The sequence below is a fragment of the Bradyrhizobium sp. MI1.3 genome (assembly GCF_055811695.1).
Map to the genome: position 1 here is coordinate 1 of NZ_JBVVPQ010000119.1, position 13,222 is coordinate 13,222.

Genomic DNA, 13,222 nt, shown 5'->3' on the forward strand with positions numbered 1-13,222 from the left:
CCCTCGAAATCGTCATAGCGCTTCTCCTAGGATTACCCCTAGGACCTGCAGCGTTCGCGTCCGTCAAACAAGGCGGCACTCAACGGAGGAATACGATCCGTCGCGTCGCAACCCGCTCGAAAGAACCGCTCGAAGGTGCCGAGTCGTTGTCACTTTCGTTGCCGTCGTTCTATGGATGCGATAGGTGTCCACACCGCCTATAGCTTGACGCGAATGAGTCTTCAGCAGAGTGCTTGGCCCTCGCGTCGGCGTGCGGACAGATGCTTTGGTCAGGTTGTGGTCAGCTAGCTTATATATCCTCGTTGGCAGTGCTTTCGTGGCACAAGCTCAATCGCGTGCAATTTGCCAATGCCGGAGCGTCTGATGTATGGCAGAATCGGTGGCTCATCCAGCCAGTCCACAAGCGCTAACCAGGCTGATAAATCGGGAGATGCGGGAGATAGCACCCGTTTTGCCGAAGCGGTTGCCGCCATGGAGCGAGGTGAGTCGTCGTCGGGCGCGACGCCATACTCCCTGCGCTCCAATCCGCCCATAATCAAGATTGTCGACCGAGAATCGTTCATGCGCCGAGTGAAGAGATTTTTGTCAAATGACATCAGGCACATCGCTAGTAACCCACAAGAGTACTCGAATTTTGTTTCGGAGAAAGCCGAGCGGACTGCAGCTGTCGCTGGAGGCTATTCCAGTACTTACGATGATCCGGATGAGCCCGCGCGATTTTTCAGCTATCAGTTGGGTGACGAAGCTGTAGGGCTTTTAAGAGCCGGAGGCCCGGTCCGGATCAAGGGAGACCATTTTCGCCAACAGTTCGGGCGTAACGATATCACGTCCGTGGTAGATCTACGCGTTACTCATCCGCTCGTCGAGAACGCGGGCGATATCCTGCTGGAGCATCAACTGCGAATGGACGGCGATCATCCGTTGGTCTTGTCGCGTCCTGGCGTAGGGGGTATGGAACCCCGTCTAGCGGAAATGGGTTTTGTTCACGTGGGTCGCAATAACTGGGTGCTTGATCCTCACCAGCATCCCGACGTGTGGACCAAGAACGAGAACGACCAGTGGCAGCGAGTAGACAGGCCTGCAAAGTATCTTTCCAAAGTCGAGGATAGCGATACTCAAGAGAGCTTCGAGACGGATTCGTCTGACGATGATCCCTCGTATTACCTGGAGCGCGCTCTTCGAAAATTGGCTGTGGAACAAGGTTGCACGGGCCGGTTCAGAAGTGAACTTGAATGAAACGCTCGCGCAGGTCCGAAAACGACGTTCAGAACTTATCGAGATCCAAGCGGATCGTTGAATATCGAGATCGACGGTCCATCCTCAGCCGCAAGGAACGACGTGATGAGGTCGGCGGGGCAAGCGAGATCGAATTCGTCGAGGTGACCAAACACTGCGGCTGGCGCATTCTCGCCTGCATCGAAGGTGGGCAGTGACACGCATCGATGGGGGCGGTAAGCCGCATGTCTCGGAGCTTGGAGCCGACCTCTCTGAAGGGGCAGAGGCGTCTCGTTCGACGGCGCGCTCTGCAGAAGGCGGCCAATCATTCGGTTCTGTCGTCGACCAGGTGCGCTCTGAGCTTCAGGAGCCAAGGGCGCCCTCGTCTCGCGCCGCGCCCAGTAGCGACGATGTCTTGCCCGATAGGTTTGTTTTCAGTGCACATCGAAGCCTGGCGCAACAGCTGCAGCGCGCGACCAGTGGGAGCCGTTGGCGCTTCCCTCCCCGAGCAGAATCTAGCTCGTCGCGTTTCGATGGAGAGTTGTGGCGCGGACATCCAGAGAGCTCGCAAACAGGCTCGCTTCCGCTGCCCGGGCGATCTGGGGGTGACGACCGAGGCGCCGGAACGGAAAGGCGGCGCATGGACGATATATCTGCGGAAACCGTCGATGGCTCGGGTGCGGAGCGACTTTTTAGAGATTCTAGCGGCGCACCACGTCGGGAAGTACTCTCTCTCCGTTCGGGTGGCGGGCCTCGGCGCGGCGATCGAGCGGCCGAAGGCTCGCAACTAGGCTCGCTCCCGCCGCCTAGCCATTGCTTGCCCGACATGGATGGCGAATCACGAAAGCGGCGCATCGCTGAGGTGCTTGCAGAGACCATCCACGGCTCAGGTTCAGAGCGACATCCGAAGCGCCATCATGGGGCACCAAATCGTGAAACTAGGTTGTTGCGATCTGATGGCGGATCCCGGCCCGCCGATCAGGCCGCCGGGGGCTTGGCACGAGGCGCGCTCCCGTCCCATGCACAATCCGTCGCCGACCTGAGTGGCGACCAAAAAAGGAAGTGTGTCGACAATGCCGCCACGCGGAGCATCCAAGGGCCGAACTTGCGCTCTGAAAATCAAGAGTTAGGTACGCTCTCCGCTCAAAGGCCACCTTCGACCAGCGATGTCCGACGCCGCACGTCAGCCGATCCCTCCGTTAGTACGCGAGACTGCCAGCCCGGTTTTCGTTATTTGCCGCATCGGGGCGCGTCAAATTGGGAAGAAAGTTCGTCGCGTGCCGGTGCCGAGGGCCGCGGTGCCGATCAGTCCAGGAGTTCACAACAAAGTGCCCGTTCCTCGCACAGGCAATTCGTATCCGGCTTGGACCACGGATCAAAAAGGCGGCGCCTGGATGATGTCGCCACGCCAGGCATTCAAAGTGCAATTTCAGAACAACAATCTAACGCAGCTCTACACGCGATTTGCGTCGCGCGTGACATCGTCGGATTCTCACGTGCAGTGGTGGAGTATGACAGACGGCTGCGGGGGGCGGGCGACGGGGTCCATGCAGCCTTCTTGCAAAAGGCTGCCGCCGAGTTTAGAAGTCGGTTTGTCAAGCGCTTCGAGGACGATATCCGCCGCGGGAAATCATGGGGATACGCCACGACATGCAACGCGCTGAGTCGCGAGGCCGCAGGTCAGGAACGTATCGAAGCTTGCAAGGCGATGGCAGCTCGGGTGTCACAGCTTCATGGTGCGCTGGTGCGCGAAGTCGACCCCAAAGCTCTTTCGCTCTTCGCGGCATCATTTGGTCGGCATCCGCAGTCGAGGACATGCCGCAATGGAACGATCAGAATCGCCGAATTCTGCCGCGATGAAGGCGAGGCACTTGGAGCGCTGAATAGTCAAAGCCTGTCGTTGCTGGTGAATGGTTTCAGCAAGTGGACGCAACCGTCGGAAACCCGTGAGGGCGCGGAAGCCGTCGCCAGAGAGGTCCGTCGTCGCACCGACCGCCGTTTGTGGCTCTCTGATTTTTCTCAGCAACACTTGGCGAACCTTGTGAATGGTTTCAGCAAGTGGCCGGAAGAGGAGTGGTCTCGCCAAGGCACCGGAGCGATTGCCGGTGAGGTCCTTCGCCGCTCTCACAATGACTTCGAGCTCTCTGTATTTGATCACCAGGCGCTGGCGAGCCTTGTGAACGGCTTCGGCAAGTGTCCGGAAGAGGCGGTCTATCGCCAAGCCACAGTTGCGATCGCGGGCGAGGTCGTCCGCCGCGACCGCCGTGGCGGACTCTCTGACTTTTCTCCCCAAGAACTGGCGAACCTGGTGCACGGTTTCAGCAAATGGCCGGAAGAGGCAGCGTGTCGCGAAGCCGCAGGCGCGATGGCCGGTGAAGTCCTCCGTCGTGACCGCCGCGCCCAGCTCTCTGCTTTTGATCACCAAGACCTGGCGAACCTTGTGAACGGTTTCAGCAAGTGGCCGGAACAGGCGGCGCCTCGCGAAGCCACTGGAGCGATTGCCGCTGAGGTCAGTCGCCGCGCCGCGCGCGACCAGGTAGGGCTCTCTGATTTTAATTACCAGGATCTGGCGAACTTGGTGAACGGTTTCAGCAAATGGCCTGAAGAGGCAGTCTATCGCCAAGCCACAATTGCGATCGCGGGCGAGGTCCTCCGCCCCGCCCGCCATGCCTTGCTCTCTGAATTCGCTCACCGAGAACTGGCGAATCTGGTGAACGGGTTCAGCAAATGCTCGGGCAATGCGGACTGTCATCAAGCCACAGTCGCGATCGCCAGTGAGCTCATTCGCCGCCGCTCCCAACTCTCTGATTTTACTTGCCAGAATCTGGCGAACCTGGTGCATGGTTTCAGCAAATGGCCGGAAGAGGCGGCGTCTTGCGAAGCCGCAAGCGCGATCGCCGGTGAAGTCCTCCGTCGTGGCCGCCGCGCCCGGCTCTCTGCTTTTAATCACCAAAGCCTTGCGAACCTTGTGAACGGTTTCAGCAAGTGGCCGGAACAGGCGGCGACTCGCCAAGCCGCTGGAGAGATTGCCGCTGAGGTCAGTCGCCGCGCCGCGCGCGACCAGGTAGGGCTCTCTGATTTTAATCAACTGGACTTGGCGAACCTTGTGAACGGTTTCAGCAAATGGCCGGAAAAGGAATGGTCTCGCCAAGCCACCGGCGCGATCGCAAACGAGGTCCTTCGCCGCGGCCTCCGACTCTCTGAATTTACTCATCAGCACCTAGCTAACCTGGTGAACGGTTTCAGCAAGTGGCCGGAAAAGGAATGGTCTCGCCAAGCCACCGGCGCGATCGCAAGCGAGGTCCTTCGCCGCGGCGTCCGACTCTCTGAATTTACTCATCAGCACCTAGCTAACCTGGTGAATGGTTTCGGCAAGTGGCCGGACAGGGCGGACTGTCGCGACGCCGCAGTCGCAATCGCCGGTGTATTCATTCGCTGCGTCGACCAGTTCTCTCATCTTACTCCGCAAGCATTGGCGACATTGGTGAACGGGTTCAGCAAGTGGCCGGAAGAGGCGGCGTGCCGGCAGTCCACGATGGACATCGCGCGCGGATTGGGTGCTCGAGGACAACGGTTCGGCGTGTTCACCACGCCTCAGCTGAGTATGCTCGCCAATGCTCTGTCGCGAATGATCATGAGGGCAGAGGACAGGGGGGAGATTACGGACGCCGCTCTGCCGAAGGATCGGTTGCACAAGCTCGCGCACTACTTGCACTATGATGATGATTGCCTGGGGCACGCTGACGTTCTGGACATCACGACCATTTTCAAGGCGCTGGGTAAGGCTCGGCTGTTTGATGATCTTGGTTTGCTCGCATCGACAGGCTTGAATCGGCTCTCGGAATTGCGTCAAGCCCCTGATTTTACGATCCAGACCGATCTGGAAACCCTGGGTAATCTGTGTGCTGCTCTGCTGCCGCTGGCGCGCAGTCCACAGAAGCTGCTGCGCCGGCACCGCGCGCAGGCCCTCAACGTGCTCAACGACCTCCAACTCGTGATCGAGCAGAAGATCGAGGCGCATCTGAGCGCAGGCGATGCCGAGCGGACCCGTGGGCCGCTTGCGAGTCGCCGCCCCGCTTTATCAATCTATCAGACGCTCAAGGCCCGTGCGGTCCTGGAGAGATTGTTCACGTCACCGTATGTCGAGGGCAGGGGGCCCGACTTGCGGGTGAGGCAGGAAGAACTGGAGTGCAAAACCAAGGAGATCCTGGACAGGACGCGCGGTCTCATTGAAAACGACCTTTCCAGCATGAGCTGGAACCTGATCGCACAGATCGAGGCGGACAATCCAGTGGAGGCGCTGGACTTATTCATGGAGCAGGATGCGGCGGCGATCCAGGCCCAACATCCTTCTTCGGTCTTCGACATGCATCAGGTCTTGCGAACCATGGATCACGAGCCCAGACAGCCGCAGGGTGACGCGGGACTGATGCAGTTGCCGGTGGTGGACATGCAGGGGCGGCCGGTGGCCACGGAGCCGGAGAGACGGTATTCAGTTTTTCATCGCCTGACCTCGGGGGCGGTGAAGGTCGTTGCGGTGCAGCTACCAGGAACCCCGAGCGCCTTCATGTTGGCGCGTACGGTGAGCGTCAACGGTGTGCCATACCGCATGGACCTGTTCGGTGGCAGCAAGTTAAAGGCGCCGCGATTGACCGTGTCTCAGATTGCGGCCCGTGCTCCAGGCGAGCTAGCAAAGCCTTCTTCCGGGGGAAAGCTGCTGGCGATTCCCTATGCCGAAACCGCACCTGGCACGGCCTTCGAGCAGCTGTCGCGCGCCTGGGCCCCTTTCAAAGAGGCCTATTATTATACCCAGCGAAGGGGATTTGCGGCGCCTCCGGCCATCAAAGGGCTATCTCCGCACGACTACGCGCTGGAAGGCGCCTTCAAACTGGCGCTGCTGCCAGACCGTCCGGCCGACAAGGAGCATCCCTTCAAGCTGAGGGGGCCGGACCGCCCTATTGCGCTGCGACCGCATGACGGCTGCGGCTTCATCAGGGCCTCGCTGGCCAACCTTATGCCAGCTGTTCGTCGCGGCGGCGAGCAGGAAGGTCCTGACCAGATGCCTGCCTTTGGTGAGGGAAGGAAATCATCCCTGCCAGTCTCGGCGCTGCAGCACTATCCGCGCAGCGAGCAAGTGGCGGATGAGGCCCGAGAAAAGGCCAGGATCTGGCTTGAGCGCAAAGAAGAGCCGGAGTTGACGTCCGACGAGCTGTTTCGAACGGTAACGGCCGGACATATTGATGGCGTCGGCGCGATTGCTGTTCCGTCCGGTGATGAGTGTCTCCATATTCCGACGCTCAAGAGCAAGACGTTGAGCGGTGGTGGCGTGCTGATCGGGCGATCTCCTTATGACAAGCCCAACCTCCGCCCGTTCGCCCCCGACAAGGTCAGATCTGCCGCTGATGGCGACCCGACCGCGGCGTTTCTGGATCAGTGCGTGACCATGCAATACAGTTTCAATGTCGCCCAGAAGTCGGGGAAGGAGTTGGCAGCCGATGATCCGACTTTCTTTGCCAAAGGACTTTTGATCGTGGTGCCGGATGAGATGTGGCCGGCCGATTTCGCGGACCGCAGTCTAGTGATGTCTGCCGAGGACGTCAAGTGCCATTCCAGCTGGACCAAGGGCAAGGACCGCGCGAAGGCGGACACGCCGGTCGATTGCGTCGGCATCCTGCAGGCGACCGAATTGTTTGCCGCAGGCTCGGTGGTTGCCGTGCCCCCCAGTGAACAGAAGAAGCTTGACGGCGATTTCGACGGCGATAGCCTCGTCATCATCGGCGACCGGCCGCAGCTTTACGAGCATGTGAGGCAATTCGATCAAGAGGAGCAAGCTCGCGGATTGAGCTCGCTCAAGCCGCCAAAGTCGCACACGCCGGCGATTAAGGACGGTCGCTACAAGTTCGGTCGCGCCAGGCAGATCCTCGGCGCTACGCGGAACGTTCTGGAAATCTATGCTGGTCTGCAGCGAGGCTTTCTGGCTCAATCCCATGATGGGCGACAGTGGTTTGCCGAGCGTGCCATCTTCGGCACCTACGAAGGCATTCACCAGGAGCTCAAGCGAGATATCCGAGGCCTGTTGGAGCAGGAACATGTCAGTGCTCATAATGTCCAGGACAAGCTCGAGAAGGTGCGGCACGAGATCGAGCTGGCAGACCATCCGGTCGCGCGCGAGATCGCCGAGTTGCTCCTCGCCGAGCTCAAGGCGTGGACCGGAAGGCTGGATGAGCAAGTCCTGCCCGATACAGTCGCCGGCGTGAGCGAGGCACAGCTCGCAATGAGCCAACCGCTCCGCGAGCTGTTCCCGGAGCTGGTGGAGACCTATTCGGCAACGGCTCAGCCACGCGACCGCGTCCAGCTTCTCGTCGACCGTTACCCTGCGCGCATCGACCCGCGACCGGATGGTTACAATCCGCACGACCTCGTGCAAAGTGCAAACAATCTCCTGAGCCTCGGCATTAAGATCGGAACTGACGCCTGTAAATCCGACACCGGCGCCCACATATTTATGTTCAAGAGCGTGCACCTTCAGCGCCTGCTACAACAAACACCAGGGTGGAAATTGGTGCCTTACACCAAGAGCATTGCGGCTACCCTCAACCAGGGGCGGTTCGATGTCGATGCGACATTGGAGGATCTCCAGGACAATCCGACGCTGGCGGCTTCAGTCATGCAAGCCTCAATCAAACTTGCTGTCCAGCGAGGCATTCTGCCTAAACCCTCGGGCCGAAGGCTTGCTACCGATGATTCCGCCACGACAATCACATTGACTCGCGAGCAGGCCGCACAGCGCGCCCAAATGGAGGCTTCCCGCGCTCAAGCCGAAGAGAAGGACATCACCCCGACGGCAATCTCGGTTGCCGAAGCCCTCGGCAGAGCCGACTTCAAGGTGAAGATGCCCCATCTTGCTCAGCGTTTGAGATCAGAAAGCTCGATGACAGACCAGCTCGTCGGCACGCAGGCCCCGCTTGAGGCCGGCGCCCAGCTGATAAAAAACGCTGTACGTCACGTCTTCGAACTCTCTGATAGGGATTTCACACGTGCCTTCAAGAAAGCCATTCTCGTCTTCGACGAGAGCGGCTATGCCGAGGTCAGCACGACCAACTGGTTCAGGATGCGATCGCCGACCTTCGTCGGTATCAAGACTGTGCTCGCCACGCCGGGCGGCTACCGCTTCGAGGTGGAGTTCCACACGGCAGACAGCTACAAGGCCAAGATCGACAATCACGACACGTACAAGGAGCTGCAGCGAGGCAGACGAGAGCCCCTGGATCAGTCCATAGCAGCGCAACTCTCGGAGCGAGTGCGACAGGCCTGCAACAAGGTTGTCATCCCCGACGGAGCCATAGGAATCCCCCATTGGGAAGCCGACGCAGATAGTACTGTTGGTGCCAGCCTAGCTCGTCTGTTGCAGGTGGCCCCTCCGAGACGCACGGCGCGCTCCGGGATCGCAACGGAGATTCTTGGCGCCCTGGGCGCCCGACCGATCGTGCTCGTCGGCATGATGGGCGCCGGGAAATCCACTTTTGGCCGTGCACTCGCCAAACGACTAGGGCTGAGGTTCGTCGATTCCGATAAAGAAATCGAGGCCAAGACCGGCAAGTCCATAGCTAAGATCCTCGCCGAGGATGGTGGGGCGCATTTCAGGAATCTTGAGGTGAATGAGATCAGGGAGTCGATCGACCAAGGGCCGGCGGTGCTCGCAACCGGTGATGGAGCGTTCATGATCGAGGAAATCCGGCATCATGTCGGCGAGAAAGCGGTATCGATCTGGCTCAATACCAACGAGGACGTGATCAGGCGGAACCTGAGGCACAACACCAGGGGTCCGAAGATACAAACCGCCGACCAAAACCAGACCATCATAGACCTGATGCACGTGCGCAATCCTGTCTATCGGCTTGCCGATCTCACGATTGCCCCGCAGCAGCAGCGGGATCTCCATAGCCCGAATGCTTGCCTGACGACGCTGCACGCGCACCTTTGCGGTGAGGGCAACCGAGCAGGCGACAGGCGAACGACTGGCGCGCACGACTGGGGTGGCGCCAGCCGCGCCGAAAGCATGGGACCTTCAGCGATGCCCACCGGCTTTGGGGGACCTCATTTCGACGAAAACGTCGTCAGCAATCCGTGGCAACACGCCAGCACTCCTGGCTATGACGGGGACCGCGCCGCCGCATTCGGCGTGCCGTCCGCGGCCCATCACCAGACGCCGCCACAGGCACTCGCGAGCGCATCGCTGCCTGACTTGCCTGTCGGTCCGTGGAGGTACACGCTCCAAACGTTCTTGGAGCGATTCAATGCCGACATGGGACAAGCCAGTGGCCAAGGACTGAATTGCCTGCTGGATACGATTCTTCAATTTGCCCACAACACGAGGCGCCAGGACCATGAAACGCCGCAGACTCGCCAACTTCGGCAACAGGTTCGGTCGTTGCGGAGCAGCCTAATTCAAATCGCCGCGGTCGATCCGCATGGCGAGATCGACCTTTACGGGGCTGAGGGTGTCGGGGTCTTGCTGGCGAACCAATTTGGCCTACGCATTCAAGCTATCGAGGCAGAGTCGCCATATGAGAATGCCAGGCTAACCGTGCATCCTGTCCTGGGTGAAGGAGGTCGACTGGCGCACATTCTGCACACGCCGGGGCATTTCCAGCCGCTGTGGCCCCGGCACTAAAAAATGAAAAGCTCAAGAACGGCCGTCGCTTCCTCAATGCGCCAGAGTCCCGTCGGTGAACCGGCAGCGACCGATGCGGCGAACTTCGCGATGCCGAGGCGGCGAAGCTCCGTGAATCGGTTATGCCCGTTCCGCCATTGCCGCCAGAGATACAAGCGCAGTCTCCGGCGGATCCAGGCTTCCAGGTTCGTTAGCACGCGCGGGGTCTGACAGAAGCCGAAGTACCCGCGCCATCCGATGAGGTATGGCGTGAGGTCTGCGATCATCTGCTGCAAACTGATCCCTCGCGTCCGGCATGTGATTTCCCGGATTCGGTCTTTGAACTTGTCGAGGGCTTTCGGCGCAATGCGTCGCTCGCTCCCGTCATTCGCAAGTCGTCCGTGAAGAACGCGGCTTTCAGGCTGGAGCGGACTGACGGGTTGGCATGAGGGCGACGAGAATCTGGCACAATAAAAGCCGGATCCATCGGATCAGCCGGCGGAAGTTGTAGCCGACGCCGGCGAGGACAGCGTTGGCAGCATCGCCCTGGCGGTACCAGAGATAGTTTCTGCCCATGCGATGCTCGGCTTTGAGATGGCCGATCACGGGTTCGACGGCTGCCCGGCGGCGCAACTGGCGTTTGATGTCGGATGTGACGCCGCGTTTCTGGCCGGATATGAAGACCCTGAACTTGTGATCTGGCGGTGCATTGTGGCCGCGATATCCTTTGTCGGCGAGGATGCGATCAAGGGTATTGCCGACCAGCGCCTCCATTTCCGGGATCACGGTTGCCAGGGTGTGTCCGTCGTAGGGGTTGCCCGGCATCGACTTCACGTGGGTGACGAACTGGCCGCCCTTGGCGCGGCCGATGGTGGTGGCAACGCTGACCTTGACGCCGAACTCGTAGGGCCGGTGGGCCTTGCCTTTGCCGATGCATTCGACTTCCGGGGCATGCAGGGAATAGACCTTGGGGCCGCGCTGGCGCTGCTGTTGCTCGCGTATGGTACGCATACGACGAAGGCCGCCTGATTGACGCATGCGCGCGGGGGCCGGGTCGGCTATGATGGCGCTGCGTGAAGGTTAGGCAGCTTGCTGATCGTTGGGTTCGTCGGCTTGGCGCGGGAGCTTCCATTCCCAGGGCAGCAGTTCGTGCAGACGCGAAGCGGGAAGATCAGCGATCCGGGCGAGGACGTCGGAGAGCCAGGCTTTGGGATCGACATCGTTAAGACGACAGGTGGTGATCATCGTCAGCATGATGGCGGCGCGTTCGGCGCCGCGCAGGCTGCCGGCGAAGGTCCAATTGCGCCTTCCCAAGGCGATGCCGCGCAACGCTCTTTCGGCGGCGTTGTTGCTGAGGCAGATCCTGCCATCGTCGAGGAAGCGGGCAAAGTCGGCCCAGCGCCTGAGCATGTAATTCATGGGCTTCAGGACCTCGGAGGAGCGTGAGAGGGTTTCTCGCTCGCGCAGCAGCCAGGTGTGCATGTCGTCGAGCAGCGGCTTGCTTCTCTCCTGGCGCACGGCGCGCCGCTCGTCGGTGCCGCGGCCGTTGATGGCGCGCTCGATCTCGAACAACGCATCGAGGCGTCTGACCGCCTCCAACGCGATCGGAGAGACCGGTTTGCGCCTGTGGCCTTCCCGGGCGTTCTTCTCGATGTCGGCCAGCTCGAAGAAGCCCCGCCGCGCATGGGCGAAGCAAAACTCCGGTGTAATCGGCAGCACCTTCTTCTGCGGATCGAACAGCGGCTCGAAGCCGTTGTAGCAATCGGCTTGCAGGATACCGGCGAAGGCGGCCAGATGCTTCTGTGGATGTTCGCCTCGACGGTCGCTCGAGATGGGGTAATCGGCGTTGCGCCCCATCCTGCTACCCTGAAGAGAAAAAGTAGGTGCTGCGTTTCGAGCCGATGGTAAACGTGATCAGGAAGGACCTGCCACAAGCATCAGAAAAGGAAGCGCAGCGTGAAGCATTATGCCGGTTTGGACGTCTCAGTCAAAGAGACTTCGGTATGCATTGTTGATGAAACGGGCGAGGTCTGCCGGGAAAGGAAGCTGGTCAGCCATCCGGATGATCTTGTTGAACTGTTGCGTGATCCGCGGTGGCATTTGGAGCGGATCGGTCTCGAAGCTGGTCCACTGTCGCAATGGCTCTACGAGGGGCTGGCGAAGGCCGGCCTTCCGGTGATCTGTATCGAGACCCGGCATACAAAATCGTTCTTCAAGGCACAGCAGCCGAACAAGAGCGATCGAAACGACGCGCGTGGCATTGCCCAGATGATGCGCGTCCATCTGTTCAAGGCGGTGCATGTGAAGACGTTGGCGAGCCAGAAGCGCCGCGTCCTGCTGACCGCCAGGAAGCTGCTGCAGGAGAAAGCCATTGCCATCGAGAACGACATTCGCGGACTTCTGCGGAATTTCGGGCTGAAGGTCGGCATGGTTGGCTCCGGTAAATACGAAGAGCGCATTCGCGAACTGCTTGAGGGCTTCTCCGATCTGGCAGAGTTCATAGAGCCGTTGCTTGCGGCGCGGAAGAAGCTGCGGGAGGAGTTTGCAACACTGGACCGCAAGGTTCGCGTTAAAGTTCGGAATGATCTTGTTTGCCAGCGGCTGATGACGGTGCCCGGCGTTGGTCCGATCGTATCGATGGCGTATATGGCAACGATCGACATTCCGGCGCGTTTCAAAACGTCACGCGCGGTGGGAGCAGTGATCGGACTAACGCCGCTTCTCAACCAGTCCGGTGAGAGCAAGCGAATAGGTCGTATCACCCTGTGCGGCGACAGCATGTTACGCACTCTGCTCTATGAGGCGGCGCAGACGCTGCTGACGCGAGTCGCGAAATGGTCCTGGCTGAAAGCCTGGGCCATGAATGTCGCGAAGCGGCGCGGCATGCAGAAGGCGATTGTGGCACTGGCCCGACGGCTTGCGGTGATTCTGCACCGGATGTGGAGTGACGGGTCTGAATTCCGTTGGACGCGGGAGGCAGCGCCAGCAGTGGCAGGATGATTTTCGCCATCAAGCTTAGATAATAAAGTTCCGCCTCGCGGCGGAAGGCGTCCTTCGCGGACGTGAATGATATGAGTTCGTTATTACGCCTATCCGATGATACAAGAGCTTCATCAGGATGCGCTCGAGATTGGACCGTATCATTCTTTCTGACCCCATGGTGGGAGGGCTTTGACATGATGCCGATCCCGAAGAGAAGCGCGGGCCGCGAAAAGACGTCAAACGCCGCACACGTGGAAAACTCGACTGCGCTTGACTTCAACACGCCGATTAGAGAAGGCGTAATAGACCGCCGCCGGCGGCGCAGGTCCGGCGAAGGGCCGGTCATCCCGCACATATGTCCAGATCCGACCG

General features: G+C 60.0%; 5 protein-coding genes and 2 pseudogenes. 4 read left to right on the forward strand and 3 right to left on the reverse strand.

The genetic code is table 11. The annotated features are described in order from the left end of the window. The first annotated feature begins 363 nt into the window (after window positions 1-363). The 3 genes from AC0L3A_RS38450 to xopAD all read left to right on the forward strand — a co-directional run bounded on the left by AC0L3A_RS38450 (window position 364) and on the right by xopAD (window position 9,889). On the forward strand, window positions 364-1,236 hold the full coding sequence (locus AC0L3A_RS38450; RefSeq protein ID WP_473256353.1) for a host specificity protein: 873 nt from the start codon (window positions 364-366) through the stop codon (window positions 1,234-1,236). Further along, a complete protein-coding gene (locus AC0L3A_RS38455) occupies window positions 1,233-1,433 on the forward strand; it encodes a hypothetical protein (RefSeq protein WP_473256354.1) in 201 nt (66 codons plus the stop codon). The genes AC0L3A_RS38450 and AC0L3A_RS38455 overlap by 4 nt, the downstream gene beginning before the upstream one ends. Window positions 1,434-2,773: 1,340 nt before the next feature. After that, the gene (gene xopAD / locus AC0L3A_RS38460) at window positions 2,774-9,889 is read left to right on the forward strand and encodes a XopAD/skwp family type III secretion system effector (RefSeq protein ID WP_473256355.1); all 7,116 of its coding nucleotides are present in this window, start codon (window positions 2,774-2,776) and stop codon (window positions 9,887-9,889) included. Here the strand turns inward: xopAD and AC0L3A_RS38465 are convergent. From AC0L3A_RS38465 to tnpC, 3 genes and pseudogenes are all read right to left on the reverse strand, one after another. Continuing rightward, complete coding sequence (locus tag AC0L3A_RS38465; protein ID WP_473256357.1) at window positions 9,886-10,236, reverse strand: group II intron maturase-specific domain-containing protein; 351 nt, start codon at window positions 10,234-10,236, stop codon at window positions 9,886-9,888. The two genes, xopAD and AC0L3A_RS38465, sit on opposite strands and share 4 nt — an antisense overlap. Before the next feature lie 49 nt (window positions 10,237-10,285). After that, a pseudogene (locus AC0L3A_RS38470) lies at window positions 10,286-10,870 on the reverse strand (transposase family protein); the annotation flags it as partial. Between the two features lie 78 nt (window positions 10,871-10,948). Next, window positions 10,949-11,713: pseudogene (tnpC, locus tag AC0L3A_RS38475) on the reverse strand (IS66 family transposase); the annotation flags it as partial. A gap of 111 nt (window positions 11,714-11,824) precedes the next feature. Here tnpC and AC0L3A_RS38480 point away from each other — a divergent pair. Continuing rightward, complete coding sequence (locus AC0L3A_RS38480; RefSeq protein ID WP_473256356.1) at window positions 11,825-12,868, forward strand: IS110 family RNA-guided transposase; 1,044 nt, start codon at window positions 11,825-11,827, stop codon at window positions 12,866-12,868. Window positions 12,869-13,222: the final 354 nt, after the last annotated feature.

Excerpts from the sequence above, each read along its gene's own strand:
- AC0L3A_RS38455 (WP_473256354.1), top strand. The coding sequence starts at position 1,233 with ATGAAACGCTCGCGCAGGTCCGAAAACGACGTTCAGAACTTATCGAGA.
- AC0L3A_RS38450 (WP_473256353.1), top strand. The coding sequence starts at position 364 with ATGTATGGCAGAATCGGTGGCTCATCCAGCCAGTCCACAAGCGCTAAC.